We start from the raw sequence: 22,324 nt of genomic DNA, 5'->3' as shown, positions 1-22,324 counted from the left end.
GAGGTCTAATTTTTATTAGACCTCGATTTTATTATCATATAAGACAATCCCAATCCGATTCCGGCTAGCAAAGCCAATTTAGTTTTGCGTGTAGGAACTGGCAAACTCGTTTCTCCATATATTCTATGTGGTTTTGGTGATGGCCACATAATATTACCAGGTGTAGGATCTGCTTTTTTTATTTTCATCATCATTCGCATTCCTGCTGATGCGGTGTTCATAATTGTCTTTGGAAATATACCATACAGATTTTTGATGATCAAAGACTGGACATCGGGGAACAAACCTTTCCTTGGATTTTTTGCCAGATCTACTATTTTTGAGGCTGTATCTCTTGGATCTGCTGCAAATGGCGGTACTTTGAAATCCAAGCCCGAGAATTTTGCTGAATGTGCATTTCCTGTCGATCTTTGAATTTGAGGAAATAAATTACAAATATGAACATTGGCGAAATCTGAAATTTCCCCTTGCAAACCTTCCATCATTCCACGGATTCCGAATTTTGTTGAGGAATAAACTGCGCTATATGGTGCAGGCATAAAGCCGCCAATTGAAACATTATTGATAAGGATTCCTTCCTCTTGTTTTTTGAAAATCGGAATAACACTGTAAGCACCGTGCATATAACCGAAAAGATTAGTTTTGATAACCTGCTCATTGATTTCCATTGGGATTTCCTCGAATTTTCCGCTCGACATCACACCGGCGTTATTCACCCAAATATCAATTCGTCCATTGAATTGCAAAGCTTCTTCAGCTAATTTTTGAACGTCTTCTGCAACTGAAACATCAGTGGGAATTCCAAGGGCTATTGCACCCAAATCCCGACAAAGACTTACAGTTTCATCCAGTGCCTCTTTTCCTCTCGCAGCAATTACGACATTACACCCTTCCAAAGCAAAAGCCTCAGCTGTCGCTCTACCAACTCCACTACTTCCCCCTGTTATGACTACTGTTTTGCCGGCTAAACTTCTTGTTAAATTATGATTAGAGTCCATATTTGAGATTTAATGATTTTTAAAATTAGTACTTAACATCTTACCATTCAATTCTAATACCAATATAATTATGATTGGATTTGCTATAAATAATTATTATTAGAAATATAATAAATTCAAAAAAGGCACAGTATGTGTATAGTGAAATGAAAATAAACAAAATTTAAAATTATGAGAAATCTATTATGGTTAGTAGCAGTGATTTGTATCGTGATCTGGCTATTAGGAATGTTAGGCGTTGTGCCAGGAATGAGTACAGGATATTTGGTACACGTTTTATTAGTAATCGCAATTATTGTAGTTCTTTACAATCTAATTTCAGGCAGAAGACCGCTTGATTAAATCAATACCAATTACATTACAGAATTCTCTTCTGTAAATGAAAAAACTTAAAACCCACTTTTTGTGGGTTTTTTATTGCCTTAATCTTAATATAAGTTCTGATTTTAATCATTGACCAGACAAAATATAAAGCTTTATATTTGTATTAATATTAATCCTTGAAAAGCATATTTACCCTTATAATTATTTTAACATTCGCATTACGTCCGCTGATGCCGTTGGTGGATTATGCGGTAAATTATGATTTCATCACCAAGAATCTTTGCGAGAACAGAAGCAAACCTCAGCTTTTGTGTAACGGAAAATGTTATCTTAAAAAAGAAATTGCAAAGACCTCAACAGACCAGTCCAAGAATGATTCCCGAATCAGCATTTCCGGTTTTACCGATACTTTTATCATTAATGAAAACTTCGCATTCATTAAAATAATTAATGATTATTCTCAAAGTTCAAATTTTAATTCTGAACTTAATTTTTCTTATAAATTCAATTTATTCTCAAATATTTTTCATCCGCCGTTGGTTTGATTTTAATACGATAATTCTCTGCTAGAAGAGTAATTTTTAAATTTTATTAAAATTAAAATCAACACTAATGAAAATATTCATTTTAATGATACTCCTTTCTGTATCTGCATTTTCCTGCGCTCAGGAAACACCAAAGGTAAAACACGTTTCCAAGATGAAACCTGCTGCTGACCTCAAAAATATCAAAGTCGTCAACTCAGAAGATCCCGTTTGCAAAATGAAAACTGCAGACTTTCTGAAAGATACAGCAGACTACAAAGGAAAAAAGTACGGTTTTTGCAGTGACCACTGTAAAACTGAATTCAAAAAGAATCCTGAGAAATATGCGCAAAATGCCAAATAACAAAAAAACAAAGCAAAATCCCAAAAGCAAAATCATCATTCCGATTATTGTTTTGGCTTTGATTTTTGTAACGATTGGTGCCGGAATGAGTTATTTTAAAAAGAGTCTTTTCACGGTAATGAAAGTTCCAGATTTTGAACTTACAGACCAAAACAGCAAAAAAATCAGCAACAAAGATATGCTTGGAAAAGTCTATCTGGTGGAGTTTTTTTACAGCAAATGTCCGACGATTTGTCCCGTGATGAATTCCAATATGAAATATATCGAGGAAACCATCAATGATAAAAATTTTGGAATCATCTCAATCAGCATCGACCCGACAAATGATACGCCGGAAGTTTTGAAAAACCACGCCAGAATGCTTGGAACCAAATCGCCTAACTGGCATTTCCTAACAGGAAACCGAGATTTCATTGATAACTTAGCAGACCAGTTCAACATATATGTCGGCGATAAGGAAGACAAAGCGGAAAGCCTTAATCACAGCGGAATGATTGCACTCGTAGACCAGAAAGGAAATCTCCGTTCCAGATTTGATGAGAATAACAGTCCGATTTTATACTACTCTGGCTTGAATTATGAAGATAAAGAAGGTAAAACAACTTCACTTGTCGGAAAATATCATCCCGACCGTGAAAAATTGATAGAAGACATTCAGAAATTATTAAAACAATAAATATTAATCTAAATCAAAATTATTATGAAAATCAAGAAAATATTCCTGGCAAGTGCGCTTTCTGCAGCCACTTTTGCAATGGCACAATTCAAACAAACGCCGCTTCCGTATGCTTATAACGCATTAGAACCTTATGTTGATGCGCAGACAATGGAAATTCATTACACAAAACACGCAGCAGCTTACGTTTCCAACCTGAACAAAGCCATCGCCGGAACACCTTTGGAAAAAGAAAGCATTACCAAAATTCTTTCCCACATTTCCAAAGAAAGTCCAGCAGTTAGAAACAATGCTGGCGGACATTACAACCACGAATTGTTCTGGACTGTTTTGACGCCTGAGAAAAACACACAGCCTTCTGCAAAATTGGCAAAAGCTATCAACGATTCTTTCGGGAGTTTAGAAGCTTTGAAAGAAAAAATGAGCAAAGCCGGTGCAGACCGTTTCGGTTCTGGTTGGGCTTGGTTGGTCGTGACGGTTGACAAAAAATTAGCCGTAACTTCCAGCGGAAATCAGGACAATCCATTGATGGATATTGCCGAAGTCAAAGGAACGCCAATCTTAGGAATCGATGTTTGGGAACACGCGTATTACCTGAAATATCAAAACAAAAGAGCCGATTATTTGACCGCATTCTGGAACGTTGCCAACTGGAAAGAAGTGAGCAAACGTTTCGAAGAAGCTACAAAATAATTCATTAATGAAATTAATTTGCAACATATTCCTCATCCTTTATTTGGTGTGCAAACCTGCATTTCCACTGGCGGAATATGTTGTAAATTATAATCAAATCCAGGTTCTCTGCGTCAACAAAGCGCGACCGGAACTCCATTGCAACGGAAAATGCTACCTCGGAAAAGAACTGGCAAAATCCAGCGAATCCGATTCTTCGCCACTTTCCAAAGGTAAAAATCAAGTCCAAAAAGTATTGGACTTTTACATTCCGACTGAGATTTTCAAAGCCTCAATAGAGAACAATTTCTCCCTCCCAAACCTGGCTTTCACGTATAAAACAGGTTACACATTCCTCTTTCTGAAACACATTTTCAGACCTCCAATTTTTAGTTGAACATATTAATTTGGGCGATTCCCTCTCCGACGCTAATCCAGCACCTCGGGTCGGGCTGTCCACTACTATCTTTTTGTCTTATCACATTGAGTCTATAAAACAATGTTTGCTCAAAAGACAAAAAGGATATCCGCTACCATCCCTATCGCGGGATACATCATAAATCAACGTTTCAACTAAAAAAATCATTATTGTCAGATAAACTTAAAATACAATTATCAGATCACTCTTCTAGAGCTTTAATTCTATCGATATCTATTTACTATTAACAGTTCGCTTCTAACGAAGCTTTGCAAAGTCCAATCGGGACGTACTGTTAGTAGAAAAAAAGAAGTCCCCAAAACAAAGCTCCATAGGAGCGAACTGTTAATTTATCTTATAAACATTGAGTTCTTCAATTTGTTTATATTTTTTATCGGACAACCATAAAAAAATCATATGAAAATCTATAAATTTTTATCATTACTCCTTATTGCCTTCACACTAATAACCATTTCATCTTGTTCCAACAACGACAATGATGATGTTCAAAACACAGAACCAGGAAATATCCAAATCAAATTCGAAAACGGATTTAATAATTTAGGCGATATTGTTTTAAATCAAACAACGCAAACCTCGTCGAACGGACAAAAACACCAATTCTCCACGTTGAAATATGTCATCAGCAATATTTCACTCATCGATGAAAACGGCAACGAGTTCAAATACAATTACAACAATCCCGACAAAGGCGCCTTCATCATCAGCCAAGCCGAAGCAAAAGGTGGAATTGTCTACGCCAACCTCACAGAAATCCCAAAAGGAAACTACAAGAAAATCAAACTCGGATTGGGAATCAGTCCAACGGCTTATTTGATTGGGCAAGATGGACAAGGCATTTTCTGGGAAAAAGCAAAACAAGAAGGAATGGCTTGGTCGTGGTCAGCCGGCTACATTTTCGCAAAGCTCGAAGGAAAATACGGTACAACTTCAGCCGACACAGAATTTATGAATCACACCGGAAATATGAGCGACACGACAGCTAACGGAACGGCAAATCTTTACAGAGAAGTTGTTTTAGACTTGCCAACAATGGCGAGAGTCAGCAAAGAAATCACACCATCGATTCATATTTTGGCAGACTTCAATCAATATTTAAGCGGAAAAACAGCTTTAACTTTGAATTCCGAAAATAATATGGCAATGGGAAGCAGTCCGCATCTTTTGAGCGTGAGCAACAACTTAATCCAAATGTTCAAAGTTGATCACGTTCATAATGATTAATCCATTTCAACAATTCCAGAGGGGACGATTGCGTTCTCTCTGGATTTTTCTTGTTTTCACTTCAGGACTTTTAACGTCTTGTTCCAGCGAAATTGAAGGTGAAGTTTTCGAGGAAGACAAAGCTTACAATCTGGAAATCCCAACATATTTTCCGGCTTTGGCTTTTGATACAGATAAAAATCCGGTTACAGTTAACGGCGTTGCGTTGGGAAAGAAATTATTTTATGAAGGAAAATTATCACGAAACAATACGATTTCCTGTGGATTCTGTCACATTCAGGAATATGCTTTCACGCATCACGGACATCCGGTAAGTCACGGCATCGATGATAAATTGGGAATGCGAAATGCGCCCGCGATTCAAAATATGGCCTGGCTTAAAAATTATACTTGGGACGGCGTGAGTCATAATCTGGATGAGCGTTCATTAGTTCCAATCACGACAGATTTTGAAATGGACAGCTCGATTCCGGAAGTGATTTCGAAATTGAGTGCAGATGTGAATTATAAAAAAATGTTCAAATCGGCTTTTGGCGATGAGAATATTAATGGCGAAAGAATCCTGAAAGCTTTATCGCAATTTATGGTCACAATGATTTCTGCAAATTCCAAATACGACCAGGTCAAAAATGGAAAAGCGAGTTTCACGATTGAAGAATCTCAGGGAAAAACTTTATTTCAAAACAAATGTTCAAGCTGTCATTCAGGTGAATTATTCACGGATGAAAGTTACCGGAACACAGGAATTTATTACAATTCACAGTACGATGACCGCGGAAGATATCGTGTGACTTTGGATTGGAATGACAATATGAAATTCCGGGTTCCGAGCTTGAGAAATGTAGAATTGACGGCACCTTATATGCACGACGGCCGATTTTATTCTTTGGAAGCCGTTCTCAATTTCTATTCGGACAATGTTGAAAACCAACCAAACCTCGACCCAATTTTAAAACAAAACGGTCACATCGGAATTGCAATGACAAACTTGGAAAAACAATACATCATCGCTTTTCTGAAAACTTTGACAGACCAGAATTTCATCAAAAACAAAAAATTTGCAGAATAATGAAGAAGTTTATTTTAATTCTATTTTCAATCCTAAATATTTCAATTTTAGCAACGAAAAAAGATAGCCTTTACATTCCAAAATATGACACTCAGAATCTTTTGAAGACTCAGGAATTCTTTTGTGATGCTTGTGGTTGCTCAGCAGGAAATGGTTCTTCCGGCTTCGAATCTCTATTGAATCCGCAATTCATCGGCATTAAATATTTTTCGCAACATTATAAAGCGAAAGAAAATCTCTTCACGAATGAGTTGACTCAAGACCAATATTTCAATACCATTCAAATATGGGGAAAGATTCCGATTACCGAGAAACTGAGTGTTTATGGAAGTCTTCCGTTTCAGTTTCACGAGAAAAAGACTTTGCAGGGTGACATTAGAATCAATGGAATTGGTGATGCTAATTTGATGGGCATTTATCAAATCCTTAATTCTAAAAATACGTTTCATCAACTGAATGGTGGTATCGGCGTGAAAATTCCGATTGGGAAATTTGATGGGAAAGGAATTTCGGGCGTGAATCCAAGTTTTCAGTTGGGAACAGGAAGCTGGGATTATCAGCTGGCACTTAATTATAAATTTCAGAAAAACCTTTTCGCGTTGCTCATCAATACAGATTATACCATCAAAACAGAAAATAAGAAACATTATCAATTCGGAAATCAATGGAATTATGCGATGACTGGATTTCAAAGGATTTGGCGAAATGAAAACAGTATTATTTCAGGAAAATTAGGATTGCAAGGCGAAGTTTACGACTGGAACAAACAGTTTGGCGAAGTGATGCCGAGAACTGCCGGAAGCGCACTTTACGGAAAAATCGGTTTCGAAGCTTCCTATAAAAAATGGAGCATCGGAAGTGAAATAATGTTGCCTGCTTACACAAATCTTGCAAGCGGAGATATTGAAGCTAAATCGAGGTTTGGAATGTTTGTAAATTTTGGAATATGACCATTCGTTAAAAACAAAATATTCTCGCTGATTGAGCAGATTTGGCAGATTTTAATCATTAAATAAAAAAGGAGGCGCTTATAAAAAGTGCCTCCTTTAAAAAAAATATAAATTAATTGATGTATCGTTTTGCAAACCATTTATCCAGAAAATCTATGCTGATATTGAGCATATGATAATTCTCTTTGATGGCAATATTGCTAAAGGCACCGCGTTTTCCGTAGCCGTAACCAATGTTCAAAACTATTTTGTTCATCGGAACGCCAACACCAACGGTTGCTTCCAATTTGTTGATTTCCCGATTATTAACTTTATAATATCCTGTATCATAATTAAGACCAAATCGATAAATCAAAGCTTCTCCAACATTCTTTGGATTTTTGCTTTCCGGAAGAAGTTCGAAGCCTAAACCGTAGACATTTTGTTTGTAATATTTCTCATTAGTCATCGTGTTTTTGACTTCATTCCATTGGCTTTGTGTGTAATCAAAACTGAAGCGATATCTGTCATTCTTCAAAACACTGATCCCAATTCCCATTTCCAACGGCAACGTAGAATCTTTGGAAGAAAGCTTTGTCGTGATGCTATTTGTGTAATCTTTATTCTCTGAATAGACTGTTTCTCCTTTCGCATTCAGATTGCTTTTGAAATTGGCTATTGCGCCTAAAGTCAACTGGAGTCTTTCTTTTGCAAAATATTTATTAAACTGTGTTCCCAGACCGTAACTGAATCCTGTGTAGCGTATATTCCTGCTGATTTCCAGTTCAGAATTCGTAGTGATTGTTTCTACCCTGCTGATGGTCCCGAAGTTATTTTTCACTTTTCCGCCAACACTCCAATTGTTATTAATCTTATAACCTGCAGTGACACCAAGGTTTGTAATTCCGCCGCTTCCTTCATAAGTTATTGGATATGTGCCGGAGGTCCCTTCGATTGGAATGGTAGAAACAAATTTATAATCTGAGGAAGTTGTAGGCTGAACGCTTGCGCCAATGGAAACCTTATTGGAAATCCTCATTGCCAAACCGAGGTTGGTGAAATTTCCGTTGATCCGCTTGTCCGATCCCTGATTGCTGGAGATATTGTCGTACTTCAAAGTTCCGCCAACATCGTAGATGACATTGTGCATTCCAATAGTTGTAATGGCCGCTGGATTTTTAGAATTAATATAATCCGGAGACTGGAGAGCAATCCCCGTATTCCCTAAAGAAATATTTCTGGCATTATCGACATTATTGAAAGTTCCAATTCCGAAATAAGAATATGGAGAAGAATCCTGCGCTGCTAATTTCTGCGTGAAAATGACTGCAAAAACTATTATCATTTTGATTTTCTGATACATATAATTCTGAATTAATAACCTAAAAGGTAAAGTCTGAGCTTAGCCGGATTTGTTGCATTTTTCTGATCTCCAAGAACTGCTTTTCCCGATAAGACATCGGCATACGATGAAGGATAAAGCAAAATATTATAATTGGAGGTAGAGGTCTCCGCCAGGATGGTATTGACGTAATTCAACATATTAAAATTGTATCTGTAATCACTTTGAAACTCGCTATCAGCTGACAGGCTGACTTGTATCTCCGTTGTTCCGTCTGATTCCAAAAAAGTGGATGTAATATTATTTTTCTTGTCTCCTGCGTAATAGTAAAGCGGCGTTGGGTTATAAAATGATTTGGAATAATAGCCTGCCACCGGACTTACCGCAAGATCTGCACTGATGATTTTATAATTGGTATAAAGATTCTTCAGAGATTTCAGATAAGGGATTTCGACTTTTGTGTAAACGCCAATTCCTGCCATCAGATAAGATCGGTTTCCTATATTTTTAGATTCAATTGGATTTGTTGGCGTGAGACCAGCAAGATCGGAGCCTGTGAAATCACTTTTGATTTTGTTGTATTGATAGCCTGTACTTGGATTCAGATCCAGCGTATATTTTACTTCTTCCGTTCCGTTTACAGAAGTTGTGTGGTAATACATCCGGACAGTATTTGATACTTTTTCTTTTGTAGCATTGCTAATCTGAGCCTCATAAGAAGAACTGATCCCAAAACGTAGCATTGCATTATTGTCATCAGATGGAACCAATGCGAGACCTTTAAAAAAATTAAGAAAATATTCCTGACTCGTTGCATCTTTGCTCTTAAGAAGATTAAAGATATTAAGACCGTAAGATTGATCTAATTTTACTTTTACAAAACTACTGTCTGTATTCGGTCTGGGAAGAAACTCTGCACTCCCGATAGAAGTAGATGAGTATTTCCGATCGCTGTTATTGTAAAGATAACCATTGCTGTTGAGTTTGATCCTGTCGATCATCGGATGAACATCCAGCTTGAAAGTCTTCAGTGTATCGCCATAATAAAAATCTGTATTGGTGAGATACATTACGATAGAATCAAAAACCACATTGGTTGTAGCAGCCAAAGAATAATTTGTAGGAGTAAGCTCAAACATTGATGTCGAATTTACCTTTCCAAATGTGTGATCCTTAATATTCCCTACTAATATGGCGCTTTTTCCAGATGTGGTCACAGAATCCTTCATGATGGTGGACATCTTCAGTGTGAGTGTGTCTACCATTACAACTTTGGATTGGGAAGACATCAAGGAATTTCCTACTTCATAGGTGTTGCTTTCTCTTTCGCAGGAAAATAAAAGGAGAACCGCAACACACAACAATACATATTTGTACATTTTTTTCTGTAAACATACGCTGTGAGAATGGTAGAGGTAAAACATTTTCTTCCTTTAGCCTTTAGTTTTCGACAATTCAGCCTTTTATGTAGACCGATTCGGTTTTAAAGAATTAATGTCAAAGTATCGAAACAATCAGACGGTTTAACGACAAAAAAAGCGTGTTCGTCTAAAAAATTTTCAGATACCCTCAGAATGAGATTCATTTGCATCAAAAAATAAGAATGGATAAAAAACTTTCGGTTTTACTTCTTGCTTTTGCAGGGATGTTTTTATTATCAAGCTGTAATAATGACGATGATGATGATGAGTTGGTAGGAAATTGGGTAAGGGTTTCCGATCTGGATGGTAAACCACGTTCCAATGCTTCTGCTTTTGTGGTAAACGGCAAAGGATATTTAACCGGAGGATACGATGGCGAATATTACTACAACGATCTTTGGAGCTACGATCCCGATGCTAATTCCTGGACACAGAAAGCAGACTTCCCTGGCGTGAAGAGAAGTTCGGCGGTTGGTTTTGCAACCACATCATTTGGCTATGTTGGAACAGGATATGACGGCGTCAACAAATTAAAAGATTTCTACAAATACGATCCTTCCGCCAATTCCTGGGTTCAGATAGATGATCTTCCGGGATCAGAAAGATATGCTGCACTTGCCTTCGGTGTTGGTAATAAAGGTTTTGTAGGAACAGGATACGACGGCAGTGAATTAAAGGATTTCTATAAATATGATGAATCTGCTTCTGCCTGGACCAGCATTGTAAGTCTTGGCGGATCCAAAAGGAGAGACGGAGCTGCATTTGTGATCAATGGCATTGCTTATGTTGGATTCGGAACCAATAACGGAAGCCTGGTTTCCGACTTCTGGGCGTTTGATCCTTCTGCAGAAACCTGGACAAGGAAAGCTAACACCAGTAATGATGACGATTCACAAAACAGATCTTCCCCGGCAGCTTTTTCGGCCAATGGATTGGGCTACGTTTCCACAGGATCTGTAAGTGGTGTTTCCAGTTCTACCTGGGAGTACGATCCTTACACAGATGACTGGACAGAGAGAACAGCCTTTGAAGGTTCCTCAAGAGAGAGTGCCTGCGCATTTTCATTCGGGACTTATGGTTATGTGCTGACGGGAAACAGCGGCTCTTCTTACTTTGATGACATCTGGGTTTTACACCCGACAGAAACTGAAAACGAAGATGACTAAATCTTTTGGAAACTTACTTCTGATCTTTGGATTGCTAACCATTGGATGTCAGAAAAACAATGATACGCTTGATATAAAGATCACCAAGGAGAAAACAGGCTATGGTTATCAGATTATAAAAGATAAAAAAATATTCATCACTCAGCCCTATATTCCGGCAATTCCTGGAGAGCAGGTTTTCAAAGACAGTTTGCAGGCTCGCAAAACGGCTGAGCTGGTGGTAAGAAAAATAGGGAACTCATCATTTCCTAGGATCTCGATAGATGAACTGGACTCAATGAAGATAGAATTCGGGATCCAAAAATATTAATAATAATTCCTTCGATACTTTTTATCGGAGGAATTTTGTAGTTAAAAAAAAGAATAAATTAGCATTATGAAAAGCCTCTTCAAAAGAATAAAAACCATCTACATCTACCATTGTGTGATTTGGATTATTCTTATCTTTTTCAAACTTATTGTAGATTATTCCGTCTTCGGAAGTTTTCTCATTTTTACAAACATAAAGCTTTTCTTCGCTTTTATTTCCATTTTTTACATCAATTACGGTGTATTGCTTCCTTTTATTATCAAGCAAACACCAAGAACAAGAGTCACGATTGTTATCACTTTTATCATATTCTACATTGGGTCGTTTGTTTTCTTTATGCCAAATCATCCACCTTTTCCGCCAAAAGATTTCCCTCGACCCGGGAGGATGATGAAGCCATTTGAACATGGACTCAGTTTCCATGATATTTTTTTCAAAATAGGGCTTTTCTCTATCATTTTCAGCACACTGCTTTTCTTTGTAGACAAGTGGCTGGAGAATCAGAAAATGATCAAAGCACTGGAGTTTGAAAGACAGTCCAGCGAACTGAAAATCCTTCGGGAACAGATCAACCCTCACTTTTTCTTTAATGCGCTGAACAGTATCTATTCTCTCTCCATCATTCAGTCTACAGATACGCCAAGGGTTATATTGATTTTGTCTGATATTATGAGATACGTCCTGAACGACAGGAATGGACAGAAAAATAATCTGAATGATGAGATCATTAATATCAAAAAATACATCGAAATCCAATCCATTCGATTTAATAAATTTAATAATATCAACTGGCAGTTCTACGGAAACTTCGAAGCTTACAAGATCGAGCCACTGCTTCTCCTGACCTTTGTGGAAAATGCTTTCAAATATGCAGATTTCAAAAAAGGACCTTTGGATATTTTGATTAATCTGAAAGACAATGAGCTTAACTTCAATGTCAAGAATTTCTACGAAACGAAACCGAGTGAAAGAACGGACAACAATAAACTTGGTATCAAGAACACCAAAATGAAACTGGACCTGCTATATCCCGAAAAATATAAATTAGATATAAACGATAATGGTTCTGAATACGAAATTAACCTAACCCTTCAACTGGACTAGCATGAATTGCATAATTGTAGATGATGAAGAATTAGCACACAATGTAATAGAGGAATATATCTCAAGAATACCTTTTCTGAATCTTGTGGCCAACTGCTACGACATCCAGGAAACCATTAGTATTTTACAGAACAAAAGCGTTGATTTAATTTTCTTGGACATCAATCTCCCCAACATTTCCGGCATTGAGTTTCTGAAAAGCTTCAACAAACTCCCGAATGTCATCATAACAACCGCTTATGACAATTGCGCTATCCAGGGATTCGAAATGGATGTGATAGATTATCTATTGAAACCCTTCTCTTTCGAACGGTTCCTGAAGGCGGCTTATAAAAGCTATAATCTGACAAATAATAAAAAACTGTTACAGGAAACGACTGCTGCTGTCAGAGAATCTTTCATCTTCGTAAGATCCAATAATGAAGATGTAAAACTGAATCTCGAAGAGATCACAAGAATCAATGCGCTGAAGGATTATATCATCATCTACACCAATACCCGCAAGCTGATCGTGCATCAAACGATGAAATCGATAATGGAAAAGATCAATTATGAGAACTTTATCCGGGTTCATAATTCTCATATCGTGTCACTTCGGCATTTGCAAAGTGTGGGGAAAAACAGCATTATGATCGGCGACGAAAGGATTCCTGTGAGTGAAAAGTACAAGCCTTTTTTAACAGGAATTATTGAAAGATATAAGTAATCAAATTCACTGATTTTCGGAGAAATATTCTGCTTGATTCGACCTCGAATTAATGCCTTCTGTAAGTCTCTCTGGATCGGCCGTCACACCGGACCGCCCCCGATGAGTCACCAGACCGCCCCCGTGACTTGACGAGACCGCCCAAGTGAAGTGACCGAACCGCCCGCGCCCGGAATGCGATCCAATTTTCTTAAAAATCGGTTTCAGTAATCGGAATATAAATTTTATATTCACGGTCTTAAAAAATCATTGAATATGAGTGTTCACATTAGTGCTAAAAAAGGAGAAATCGCGAAAACCGTTTTGATGCCCGGCGATCCGTTGAGAGCTAAATATATTGCTGATAATTTCCTGATCGATGCAAAACTGGTAAGCCAAACGAGAAATATTTTTTTCTACACAGGACTTTACAAAGGCAAAGAAATCACCGTTGGCGCCAGCGGAATGGGATTCCCAAGTATCGGAATCTATTCTTTCGAATTGTTTACAGAATATGAAGTTGATACGATAATCAGAATCGGAACTTGTGGGGCTTACACGCCGGACTTGAAATTATTTGACATCCTGAACGTAGAGAATGCCGCAAGTGAAAGTACTTACGCGAAATTTGCGTGGGGAATTGAGGAAGATATCATCGCCAACCAAGGCTCTGCTTTTGATAAAATTAATGAAACCGCGAAAGAATTAGGACTTGATGCAAAGGCAACAAACATCCATTCCAGCGATATCTTCTACAGAAAAGATCCTGCTGTTCCGGAAATTGCCGTGAGACATCATTGTCCGGCAGTAGAGATGGAAGCTTTTGCATTGTTTGCCAATGCTAAACATTTGGGTAAAAATGCAGCAACGATTTTAACTGTTTCTGATATTATTCCTACTAAAGAATTTATCTCTGCAGACCAGAGAGAAAATGCTTTGAGAACGATGATGGAGCTTTCACTGGAAACAGCTTTGAAGTTTTAATGAACTTTAATAAATGAAATAAGAAAACGCTTATGAGATTCATAAGCGTTTTTTTATTGGTTAAAGATCTTGAATTATTTCTTGATCACTTTTACAGAGTTGCTTTCTGTTTCTGAGTTGACTTTCAGGATGTAAGTTCCTTTCTGCAATTGGCTCATATCCAATGAAGCATTCTTAGCATTATTCACATTGAATTTTTGGATCAACTGTCCTGCAACATTATAAATCTCGACATCTTTCAGGTTTGAGTTTTTACTGTTCTGAATCGTTACAAAACCAGAAGTTGGATTTGGATAAACCTGGATTCCGTTTTGTTTCTGAGCATCTTCCACAGCAAGTGTAGAACAGTTGTAAACATAGATCTCATCTAAATACCAGCCTTCAATTCCGTTGCAGCCATCAGTTCCCAATTCGAAACGAAATTTGATATTAGATCCTGAAACCACACCGATTTTTGAAAGATCGATGACGCTTTGTCCCCAGCTTCCGCCAAGAGAACCGCCATCTGTACCTGTGAAAGCACGTTGACCTTTCAAAGGATTATCGTTGCTGGATGTTCCGTCCAAAGTGCTATTATATCCATTTTGAGTAAATGCCGCTATCGGAAGTAGTGTCCAAGCACCGCCATTTAAACTGTACTTAATATTTCCGCCATCCCACGTTGATTCTGTTGCCACATAGTGGTTAAAAGCCATTTCATATTTTCCGCCAGAGAAAGCCGGAATCGTAATCTGTGGACTTTCCAGACGAAGAATACCGTTTTGTAGGTTTGATGCACAATCTCCGTTGATAGGATCTATACCGAAAATTGCTTTTCCTGTTCTTCCTTTTGGTAAATTATCTTTAACAGTCCAGTCTCTTGCTTCCCAAGTTGAAGGTTTTGTAGGCACATTAGAAACCGTCCAGTTTCCTAAACCGTTCTCCCACGTTTCTTTGAACAAAGGATTAGAAGTTGCGCTTGCACAAAGATCCGGAACTGGTTTCAGAAGCGGTGTATAATTACATTGCGTTGCAGGAGAAGATCTCAACTGCACTGCCAGAATTCCGTTTTTGATGTTTTGCAGGTCTGAAGCATTAAGAATCTGTCCGGATAATCCAGCGGCCGTACCGGTAGTAGATAATCCCTGAAGATTGATTCCAATTAAATCATTAGCTGCTGCTTCCAAAGCATCTGCAAAATTTGCAAAATCACTGGTAGCCGTCAAATAATTCTTCTGAGCTCTCCACCAAAGATGAGCTGCTTTTACAAATCCAAGCGGTGTCATTGTATAGCCATTGTAAGTTCCTCCATCCACAAGAAGTGAATAGAGATGATTGGTTACACCAGACGTTGTATGTACGCCACCACTATCAGCAGTTCCACAATAATAGTAGTTCGAATCCAGAACTCTCGCCGGATCGCCATTACAATTAGGATTCCACATATCACGGATTGCGCCGCCAAAAGCCGATGCATCTTCTCCAATTTTCCAACGTTGAGATCCTGTGCAGGAAGAGGTTGTTCTCACATTTAGATTTTCGCCTTCATCCTGATAATTATTAATCAAGTCGATAGTTTCTCCCCAAACATCGGAGTAAGACTCATTGAGCGCGCCGGATTGGTATTGATAAATCAAGCCACTTGTATATTCTGTATAAGCGTGTCCCCATTCGTGAGCAATCACATCATCTGTAGCCGTGCCGTCACAATACCCAGCATAGGTCCCATTCCATCTTGCATTAGGACAAGAGATCGTAGGATCATTATTTACCGTTATCATCGTGTGATCTGCGGCATCATAAGAAACATATCCGAATGCATTTTTGAAGAAATTGTAAACGTGCTCAGAAGTAGTCACTTCATTCTGCTGCCAGATGCTGAGTGCTCCCGGAAAAACATCGCCTTCTTTCCATTTGAGATTTGCAGCATTGGTATTGGTTTCATAAAGTTTTCTATCGATTGGGTGAATTCCTGTAAACTGCTCTACCAATTCTCCGGTATGAGCATCTATAAAAAGAAATTCTCTGACATCTACTTTATTGGTAACTTCTACTTCGTAAGCAAGATAAGAAGTTACAACGCCGCCTTGAACTAAGTTTTTCGGGAAGATTAGCAAGTTGTTCTTTGCAGTTTGCAAAGGCTTGTTAGACTTATTAAGATCCTGTTTTGAAACTAAACTTTTTGCGATATTTTCTGCTTCTGCTGCAGAAATGTCCGGCGTCACATTAACTTTAATATTCGAAATTGCATTTCCGTTGACGGATGACAATTCTTCCTTTTTATTAAAATGAAACTTCAGAACACCGTCATAAACAGGAATACCTTGGTACTGCTGTCTGTATGTCACATTTTTCAATCCATAATTATCTGTAGTTTCTTCTACAAAAATCAAATCATTAACTGATTTCAGATTAAAAGCCTGAAAATTTTCTGTTAAGAATTCCGCAGTTTTTGCTTTCGCACCGGAAGCTTTCAACTGGAGCGCATTGGCATTTCCGAAAAGGATAAAGTTGGGATTAGAAGTACTGTTACTAATTGTAACGTTAGCGTTTGTTTGTTTTTTGAGCTTTGCCAATTCTTTAGATTCCTGAGCGAAACCACAAGTATAAGCTAGTGCAAGGAGTAGAGTTACTGTCTTCTTCATTTTTAAATTTTACTGAAAACAAATATACCCATTATTCTATGCATTATTACTAACGATAAATGTTAAATAACAAGAAATTGCTAAAAACTCAATCCCGACACATTCATTTGCAACTGCGCTTTGGTATCTATAATGATCGTAATATATTTTTCCGAAAGTAAAAATTGTGTCGGTTTCAAATCCAGAACATTTCCCTGCAATTTGATGCCTTTCACATATTCTTTGTTGAAATTGTCCATCATGCTTTTTCTGGAAGAATTCTCGATATCGAGAAGTGGAATGCCGTAATCATTTTCAATCATTCTTCGGATTTTGCCTTCAAACAAAACGGTCAAAGCTTTTTGAAAGAAATTTTTGGTTTTAAGATTGAAGTCTGTGACATCCAATTTGATTTTGTGATTCGCAGCATCATAAAACGGTTTTCCTTTGATGAAAGCGATTCCGTTGACTTCGCCTGTCGTATGAGCCTCAATTACCATATTTTCTTTTTCCTGATAAACCGAAATATCCGTAATCTTAACCTTTTTATCTTCGCTGCTCATCGCAAATTCTTTGTTTAGAAATTGTTGTTTAGCGATCCTAGTGGCTTCATCGAAACTAATATGAGCAGTAGTCTGTAGATTGAAAATGTTTGGAAGATTTGGGTTTAATGTAAAATTCGGAACCGTATTGACATCTCTTGTCGCCAACGGAACTTGGCCCACATACGTTTCGGAATACAGATCGATTCCAATTGTCATTTTGATTTTATCCTGAAAAACCTGCAGTGGTGACATATAAGTGCTTTGAGGCGATATCTTCAGCCAGGTATTGTATTCTTCCGAAACATTAATTGGTTTTGAAAATTGATTCCAGGCCATCACCAGATATGGCTGAAGGTTGAATTGGGATTTAATCTGCTGATCGATAATTGTTGTGAATTTATTCTGTTGTTCTTTCAATGTACTCTCAATCAAAGGTGCAATCGGAATTTTAATTTTCCCAAAATCTAAAACAGGTTTTTGAGTCCAGGCAAATCCTGCCGTCGTGGTTTTTGTATTCAATCTCCAATCTGATGCTGCTGAAATAGTCGTAATGAAATTCATTATCAAATTGAAATTCGTGTCTTTGTAAGCATAATACCCAAAAGTTCCGTAGCCTTTGTCTGCCCATATTTTTAGCGGAACAGAGATCATCAATCGATTTCCTGTCAAAGCTTTTATAGCAATATTGCCTTGCTTCTCGACTTTCACTTTGAACTGATCGTTGTTATTATCCGTGTAAGACTGATCTTCATACAAAACACCTTTCACGGATTGATTGATCAAACTATTGATTTCCGAAATGGGAAGCGAAACGGGCAAAGTGATGTTTGACTTGATCTTGGGTAAAGTATAAACTAGCTTTTCTGCCTGAGAAAAGGCGATGAAACTTACCATTAATAAAAAGATGGCGACAAACTTTCGAACTGGATTCATAAATGTTTTTAATGAAATTTAAAACGCAAAATTAATGGTTTTATTGATGAGAAAAACAAAAGAGAGCCGGGAAATCCTACTCTCTTTTTTGTTGTTTTTATAATTTTTTTAATTGAATAAAATGACCTCCTGCAAGTCCGATGAATAGGACGTTTGCAAAGGCTCTGTAAAAGACACGTGTGTTTTAATGAAAACTCTCGTGTCTTTTGAACAAAACTCTCGTGTCTTTTTATGATAACACACGAGAATTTTTTACAGTTCGCTCCTCTGGACCTTAATTTATATTTGTTCGGTTCTTTTCTATTAACAGGTTGCCACTCTGTGGCTTTCCCACTTTAAAATTTAATATTAAAGCTTCGTCAAAATAATCGCAACACCGCCACTTCTCGCCAAGTCAACTGACAAGATAGTTTTGCTGTCCACTTCTTTCTCTTCGATGATGATTGGATAAGGATTCGTTTCGTAATCTGCACCTTTTCCATCCCGGAAGATCTTGGCTTTGTATTTTTTATTTGAATCCAAAAACTTCAAATCTAATTTTACAGTTCTCGCATCTTTGTTGGTGATGCTTCCTAGGAACCAATTGTCAGTCGCTTTGTCTCTTCTGGCAATTGTTACAAACTCTCCAATCTTCGCATCGGGAACTACCGTTTTGCTCCAATCTGTCGGGCAAGATGTGATGAACTCAAAAGCAGGGTTGTTCTCATAACTTTCAATCATATCAGAGGCCATCTGCAAAGGGCTGTAAATCACAACCGACAATGCCAATTGCTTGGCTAAAGTAGTATGAACTTTCGTATTGGGCAAAACCGTATTGGTAAAGTTGAAAGTTCCGGGCGTAAAGTCGATCGGACCAGCCAAACCTCTTGTAAAAGGGATGATGGTCGTATGTTCCGGTGGATTGCCACCACCTTTGGACCAAGCGTCCCATTCCTGACCTCTCACGCCTTCCTGCGTCATCAGATTCGGAAGTGTTCTCTGCAAACCTGTTGGCATTACGGGTTCGTGATTGTCTATCATTATTTTGTGCTTCGCTGCTTCTTCAATGACTTTTCTGTAATGACGAACGCCGTATTGGCTGCTGTGTGGTTGTTTGCCATCCAATTTTCCGCCAACGTAACCGGTCTTCACGACATCAACACCATATTTTTTGTAATAATCAAAAGCGTCGCTCATTTGGTTTTCGTAGTTCACAGTGTTTCCAGCAGTCTCGTGGTGACCTATCAATTTCACATTTTTAGACTTCGCATAATCTGTGATTTTCTTGATATCAAAATCCTGATATGGTTCTGTAAACTTGAAATCTTTCCAATCTTCCCAGCCTTTGTTCCAGCCTTCGACCAAAACGCCTGAGAACTTATGTTTCGCAGCGAAGTCGATATATCTCAAGACATTCTCAGTATTTGCACCGTGTTTTGATCCGGCTTTCCAAGTGTATTTTTCCATATGGATTGCCCACCAGATGCCGATGTATCTGCCAGGTTTGATCCAGGAAACATCACCAAGTTTGTTTGGTTCGTTGAGATTTAGCATCAATCTTGAAAGCATCAGGTCACCTGCAGAATTCGCAATAATTATTGTTCGCCAAGGTGTGTTGAAAGGCGCTTTCGCAAATACTTTCTCGCCAGTCGCCCAAGGTGTGAGATAACTTTTCAGTTTGGTTGAATTTCCAACTTTCGCAAGATTCATTGAGGCGTAATCCGTTAGGTTTGCTTGATGAACGGTCAGAAATAAGCCTGACTTGGTTTCCATTGTCAATGGTGTCGCAACTGTGTCTAACTTTGAAATTGGATTGGACTTGAACAAGCCTTCATAGAATTCTGTATTGTAAGGAATTGACCAGGTTTTGTGATCTTCCGGGAAGTTGAATTCCGTGAGTTCATCCATTATGACAAATTCCTTCAGATTATTTTGCTCTGGAAACTCATATCGGAAACCGAAACCATCATCAAACACTTTAAAATCAATAATGAATTCTCTTGAAAGCTTTGAATTGTCCTTAACCAAGACTTTCATCTCGTTGTAATGATTTCGTACCTCGATCTCTTCGCCCCAAGGCTGCTTCCAAGTCTCATCAAACTTAGAATGTGAAATATTTTTGACCGAAAGATTGTCCTTAAGCGAACCATCTTTCAATTCAAATCCTAGAAATGATGGATTTAAAATCGATTTTCCTTCTTTGGAAACTTTGTAATAGATCTTGGATTTGTCCAATCCTACTTCCAAGACGATTTTCCCATCGGGTGATTTGATTATATTATTCTTGAGTGTCTGTGCGAATGTCATCGGTGAAAATCCGAACAACACGACAAACAGACAGAAGATCTTGAGCAGATCTTTGCGGTGTAATTTCATTAATACTATTTTTAAGGTTTGTATATATCTACAAAAATACACTATTGAAATTACTCCATAAAAAAAACCATCCCTAAAAAGAGATGGTTTTATATTTAAAAACTTAGAATTCTTATTCTTCAGTTTTTTCTTCTGTAGAAGTTTCAGCAGCGGGAGTTTCTTCAACTTTAGCTTCAGTAGCTTCAACAGCAGCAGTTTCCTTTTTAGGAGCTGCAGTAGATCTTCTACTTCTTCTTGTTGTTTTCTTCTCTTCTGCGTTTGGATTGTAGATTTCGTTGAAATCTACCAACTCGATCATTGCCATATCGGCAGCATCACCAAGTCTGAAACCAGTTTTGATGATTCTTGTGTAACCACCGTTTCTTTCAGCGATTTTAGGAGCTACAGTTCTGAACAATTCAGTCACAGCTTCTTTACTTTGTAGGTAAGAGAAAACTGTTCTTCTATTGTGAGTTGTATCTTCTTTAGCTTTTGTAAGGAGTGGTTCCACGTAAACTCTTAAAGCTTTCGCTTTAGCAACAGTAGTGTTGATTCTTTTATGTTCAATTAGTGAACAAGCCATATTAGCAAGCATTGCTTTTCTATGCGGGGCTGTTCTCCCTAAGTGATTTATTTTCTTTCCGTGTCTCATTGTAAGGATTATTTATCAGCGTCTAACTTATATTTTGCAACATCAAACCCGAAATTAAGTCCTTTTGAGTGAACCAATTCTTCAAGTTCTGTTAAAGATTTTTTACCAAAATTTCTGAATTTCATCAAATCAGATTTACTGAAAGATACCAATTCTCCAAGAGTTTCTACTTCAGCAGCTTTCAGACAGTTTAGGGCTCTTACAGAAAGATCCATATCTGCTAATTTTGACTTAAGAAGTTGTCTTGTGTGAAGGGTTTCTTCATCGTATTGGATAGAAGCTTTTACAGCTTCAGTTTCAAGTGTAATTCTCTCATCGGAGAACAACATAAAGTGATAGATCAAAATCTTAGAAGCTTCTGTTAAAGCGTTCTGAGGAGTGATAGATCCATCAGTTTCAATATCCAATACTAATTTTTCGTAATCTGTTTTTTGCTCTACACGGTAATTTTCGATACTATACTGTACTTTCTTGATAGGTGTAAAGATAGAGTCAATAGCAATAGTCCCAACAGGAGCATTGTTTGATTTGTTCTGATCAGACGGAACATATCCTCTTCCTTTTTCTACGTTGAAAGTAATTTCAAACGTTACATCTTTAGCTAGAGTTGCGATAACCAAATCTGGATTAAGGATTTCAAAATTAACGATTGAATCTCCTAGATCTCCAGCAGTTACAACATCCTTACCAGAGATTTTTGCAGTAATCTGCTCGCTTCCCGGGTTTTCAGTTTTCGCTTTAAGACGAAGTTGTTTAAGATTAAGAATGATTTCAGTAACATCTTCGATCACTCCTGGTATAGTTGAAAATTCGTGCTCTACGCCTTCTATTTTGATAGATGAAATAGCATATCCTTCCAGAGAAGATAATAAAACTCTTCTCAATGCATTACCGATTGTAAGCCCGAAACCTTGTTCAAGAGGTCTGAATTCAAATTGACCTTTAAAATCAGTCGAGTTTAAAAGGATTACTTTATCGGGTTTTATAAATGTTAAAATTGCCATAGTCTGGTTGAGCAAAAATTTG

General features: G+C 37.7%; 22 protein-coding genes. 14 read left to right on the top strand and 8 right to left on the bottom strand.

The genetic code is table 11. The annotated features are described in order from the left end of the window. Positions 1–5 precede the first annotated feature (5 nt). Entirely contained in the window at positions 6–998 is a 993-nt protein-coding gene (locus OPU68_RS14440; RefSeq protein ID WP_498474668.1) for an SDR family oxidoreductase, read from the bottom strand. Positions 999–1,169: 171 nt separating this feature from the next. On the opposite strand from OPU68_RS14440, the gene OPU68_RS14435 reads away from it, so the two are divergent. The 9 genes from OPU68_RS14435 (at position 1,170) to OPU68_RS14395 (ending at position 7,240) form a co-directional block, all read left to right on the top strand. Then, positions 1,170–1,340 carry a lmo0937 family membrane protein gene (locus tag OPU68_RS14435; protein WP_498474667.1) on the top strand — a complete coding sequence of 57 codons (171 nt, stop codon included), beginning with the start codon at positions 1,170–1,172 and terminating at the stop codon, positions 1,338–1,340. A 158-nt stretch (positions 1,341–1,498) separates the two neighbouring features. Beyond that, the gene (locus OPU68_RS14430) at positions 1,499–1,867 is read left to right on the top strand and encodes a hypothetical protein (protein WP_498474666.1); all 369 of its coding nucleotides are present in this window, start codon (positions 1,499–1,501) and stop codon (positions 1,865–1,867) included. 67 nt (positions 1,868–1,934) lie between these two features. Next, a complete protein-coding gene (locus OPU68_RS14425; RefSeq protein WP_498474665.1) occupies positions 1,935–2,210 on the top strand; it encodes a YHS domain-containing protein in 276 nt (91 codons plus the stop codon). Then, complete coding sequence (locus OPU68_RS14420) at positions 2,200–2,886, top strand: SCO family protein (protein WP_498474664.1); 687 nt, start codon at positions 2,200–2,202, stop codon at positions 2,884–2,886. Before OPU68_RS14425 ends, OPU68_RS14420 begins: the two co-directional genes overlap by 11 nt. A 24-nt stretch (positions 2,887–2,910) precedes the next feature. Then, on the top strand, positions 2,911–3,579 hold the full coding sequence (locus OPU68_RS14415) for a superoxide dismutase (protein WP_498474663.1): 669 nt from the start codon (positions 2,911–2,913) through the stop codon (positions 3,577–3,579). A gap of 7 nt (positions 3,580–3,586) precedes the next feature. Then, entirely contained in the window at positions 3,587–3,955 is a 369-nt protein-coding gene (locus OPU68_RS14410) for a hypothetical protein (RefSeq protein ID WP_498474662.1), read from the top strand. Positions 3,956–4,393: 438 nt separating this feature from the next. Then, complete coding sequence (locus tag OPU68_RS14405; protein ID WP_498474661.1) at positions 4,394–5,221, top strand: MbnP family protein; 828 nt, start codon at positions 4,394–4,396, stop codon at positions 5,219–5,221. Beyond that, positions 5,214–6,290 (top strand): cytochrome-c peroxidase, encoded by a 1,077-nt coding sequence (locus OPU68_RS14400; RefSeq protein WP_498474660.1) that lies wholly within the window; start codon positions 5,214–5,216, stop codon positions 6,288–6,290. The genes OPU68_RS14405 and OPU68_RS14400 overlap by 8 nt, the downstream gene beginning before the upstream one ends. Further along, a complete protein-coding gene (locus OPU68_RS14395) occupies positions 6,290–7,240 on the top strand; it encodes a transporter (RefSeq protein ID WP_498474659.1) in 951 nt (316 codons plus the stop codon). Before OPU68_RS14400 ends, OPU68_RS14395 begins: the two co-directional genes overlap by 1 nt. A gap of 112 nt (positions 7,241–7,352) precedes the next feature. On the opposite strand, the gene bamG is transcribed toward OPU68_RS14395, so the two are convergent. Next, positions 7,353–8,564 (bottom strand): BamG family beta-barrel-assembly machinery protein, encoded by a 1,212-nt coding sequence (bamG, locus tag OPU68_RS14390; RefSeq protein WP_498474658.1) that lies wholly within the window; start codon positions 8,562–8,564, stop codon positions 7,353–7,355. A gap of 29 nt (positions 8,565–8,593) precedes the next feature. Continuing rightward, on the bottom strand, positions 8,594–9,985 hold the full coding sequence (locus OPU68_RS14385) for a DUF4270 family protein (protein WP_498474657.1): 1,392 nt from the start codon (positions 9,983–9,985) through the stop codon (positions 8,594–8,596). Positions 9,986–10,164: 179 nt separating this feature from the next. Here OPU68_RS14385 and OPU68_RS14380 point away from each other — a divergent pair, with 179 nt between their 5' ends. From OPU68_RS14380 to deoD, 5 genes are all read left to right on the top strand, one after another. Continuing rightward, complete coding sequence (locus OPU68_RS14380; protein WP_498474656.1) at positions 10,165–11,148, top strand: Kelch repeat-containing protein; 984 nt, start codon at positions 10,165–10,167, stop codon at positions 11,146–11,148. Then, positions 11,141–11,458: a DUF4907 domain-containing protein gene (locus OPU68_RS14375; protein WP_498474655.1), complete on the top strand. Its 318-nt coding sequence runs from the start codon at positions 11,141–11,143 to the stop codon at positions 11,456–11,458. The genes OPU68_RS14380 and OPU68_RS14375 overlap by 8 nt, the downstream gene beginning before the upstream one ends. Before the next feature lie 66 nt (positions 11,459–11,524). After that, on the top strand, positions 11,525–12,562 hold the full coding sequence (locus OPU68_RS14370; RefSeq protein WP_498474654.1) for a sensor histidine kinase: 1,038 nt from the start codon (positions 11,525–11,527) through the stop codon (positions 12,560–12,562). Position 12,563: 1 nt separating this feature from the next. Then, entirely contained in the window at positions 12,564–13,268 is a 705-nt protein-coding gene (locus tag OPU68_RS14365; protein WP_498474653.1) for a LytR/AlgR family response regulator transcription factor, read from the top strand. Between the two features lie 255 nt (positions 13,269–13,523). Continuing rightward, positions 13,524–14,231 (top strand): purine-nucleoside phosphorylase, encoded by a 708-nt coding sequence (deoD, locus tag OPU68_RS14360; protein ID WP_498474652.1) that lies wholly within the window; start codon positions 13,524–13,526, stop codon positions 14,229–14,231. 74 nt (positions 14,232–14,305) lie between these two features. Here deoD and OPU68_RS14355 read toward each other — a convergent pair whose 3' ends face one another. The 5 genes from OPU68_RS14355 to OPU68_RS14335 all read right to left on the bottom strand — a co-directional run bounded on the left by OPU68_RS14355 (position 14,306) and on the right by OPU68_RS14335 (position 22,302). Continuing rightward, entirely contained in the window at positions 14,306–16,855 is a 2,550-nt protein-coding gene (locus OPU68_RS14355; RefSeq protein WP_498474651.1) for a M4 family metallopeptidase, read from the bottom strand. Between the two features lie 80 nt (positions 16,856–16,935). Continuing rightward, the gene (locus OPU68_RS14350) at positions 16,936–18,312 is read right to left on the bottom strand and encodes a DUF4403 family protein (RefSeq protein WP_498474650.1); all 1,377 of its coding nucleotides are present in this window, start codon (positions 18,310–18,312) and stop codon (positions 16,936–16,938) included. 348 nt (positions 18,313–18,660) lie between these two features. After that, a complete protein-coding gene (locus tag OPU68_RS14345) occupies positions 18,661–20,667 on the bottom strand; it encodes a glycoside hydrolase family 97 protein (protein ID WP_498474649.1) in 2,007 nt (668 codons plus the stop codon). A 112-nt stretch (positions 20,668–20,779) separates the two neighbouring features. Beyond that, positions 20,780–21,298 carry a 50S ribosomal protein L17 gene (gene rplQ / locus OPU68_RS14340; RefSeq protein WP_034973042.1) on the bottom strand — a complete coding sequence of 173 codons (519 nt, stop codon included), beginning with the start codon at positions 21,296–21,298 and terminating at the stop codon, positions 20,780–20,782. Between the two features lie 8 nt (positions 21,299–21,306). Then, the gene (locus OPU68_RS14335) at positions 21,307–22,302 is read right to left on the bottom strand and encodes a DNA-directed RNA polymerase subunit alpha (protein WP_498474648.1); all 996 of its coding nucleotides are present in this window, start codon (positions 22,300–22,302) and stop codon (positions 21,307–21,309) included. Between the last annotated feature and the right edge of the window lie 22 nt (positions 22,303–22,324).

This window comes from Chryseobacterium sp. TB1-D10 (genome assembly GCF_059803555.1).
Note: the sequence above shows the minus strand (reverse complement) of the source record. Positions and strands in the feature narration are given on the sequence as shown.

What these genes read in the sequence shown, in the direction of transcription:
- OPU68_RS14435 (WP_498474667.1), top strand. Translation starts at nt 1,170, where the DNA reads ATGAGAAATCTATTATGGTTAGTAGCAGTGATTTGTATCGTGATCTGG.
- OPU68_RS14335 (WP_498474648.1), bottom strand. Translation starts at nt 22,302, where the DNA reads ATGGCAATTTTAACATTTATAAAACCCGATAAAGTAATCCTTTTAAAC.
- rplQ (WP_034973042.1), bottom strand. Translation starts at nt 21,298, where the DNA reads ATGAGACACGGAAAGAAAATAAATCACTTAGGGAGAACAGCCCCGCAT.
- OPU68_RS14415 (WP_498474663.1), top strand. Translation starts at nt 2,911, where the DNA reads ATGAAAATCAAGAAAATATTCCTGGCAAGTGCGCTTTCTGCAGCCACT.
- deoD (WP_498474652.1), top strand. Translation starts at nt 13,524, where the DNA reads ATGAGTGTTCACATTAGTGCTAAAAAAGGAGAAATCGCGAAAACCGTT.
- OPU68_RS14375 (WP_498474655.1), top strand. Translation starts at nt 11,141, where the DNA reads ATGACTAAATCTTTTGGAAACTTACTTCTGATCTTTGGATTGCTAACC.
- OPU68_RS14365 (WP_498474653.1), top strand. Translation starts at nt 12,564, where the DNA reads ATGAATTGCATAATTGTAGATGATGAAGAATTAGCACACAATGTAATA.
- OPU68_RS14395 (WP_498474659.1), top strand. Translation starts at nt 6,290, where the DNA reads ATGAAGAAGTTTATTTTAATTCTATTTTCAATCCTAAATATTTCAATT.
- bamG (WP_498474658.1), bottom strand. Translation starts at nt 8,564, where the DNA reads ATGATAATAGTTTTTGCAGTCATTTTCACGCAGAAATTAGCAGCGCAG.
- OPU68_RS14350 (WP_498474650.1), bottom strand. Translation starts at nt 18,312, where the DNA reads ATGAATCCAGTTCGAAAGTTTGTCGCCATCTTTTTATTAATGGTAAGT.
- OPU68_RS14345 (WP_498474649.1), bottom strand. Translation starts at nt 20,667, where the DNA reads ATGAAATTACACCGCAAAGATCTGCTCAAGATCTTCTGTCTGTTTGTC.
- OPU68_RS14355 (WP_498474651.1), bottom strand. Translation starts at nt 16,855, where the DNA reads ATGAAGAAGACAGTAACTCTACTCCTTGCACTAGCTTATACTTGTGGT.
- OPU68_RS14385 (WP_498474657.1), bottom strand. Translation starts at nt 9,985, where the DNA reads ATGTTTTACCTCTACCATTCTCACAGCGTATGTTTACAGAAAAAAATG.
- OPU68_RS14410 (WP_498474662.1), top strand. Translation starts at nt 3,587, where the DNA reads ATGAAATTAATTTGCAACATATTCCTCATCCTTTATTTGGTGTGCAAA.
- OPU68_RS14425 (WP_498474665.1), top strand. Translation starts at nt 1,935, where the DNA reads ATGAAAATATTCATTTTAATGATACTCCTTTCTGTATCTGCATTTTCC.
- OPU68_RS14420 (WP_498474664.1), top strand. Translation starts at nt 2,200, where the DNA reads ATGCCAAATAACAAAAAAACAAAGCAAAATCCCAAAAGCAAAATCATC.
- OPU68_RS14370 (WP_498474654.1), top strand. Translation starts at nt 11,525, where the DNA reads ATGAAAAGCCTCTTCAAAAGAATAAAAACCATCTACATCTACCATTGT.
- OPU68_RS14400 (WP_498474660.1), top strand. Translation starts at nt 5,214, where the DNA reads ATGATTAATCCATTTCAACAATTCCAGAGGGGACGATTGCGTTCTCTC.
- OPU68_RS14440 (WP_498474668.1), bottom strand. Translation starts at nt 998, where the DNA reads ATGGACTCTAATCATAATTTAACAAGAAGTTTAGCCGGCAAAACAGTA.
- OPU68_RS14380 (WP_498474656.1), top strand. Translation starts at nt 10,165, where the DNA reads ATGGATAAAAAACTTTCGGTTTTACTTCTTGCTTTTGCAGGGATGTTT.
- OPU68_RS14405 (WP_498474661.1), top strand. Translation starts at nt 4,394, where the DNA reads ATGAAAATCTATAAATTTTTATCATTACTCCTTATTGCCTTCACACTA.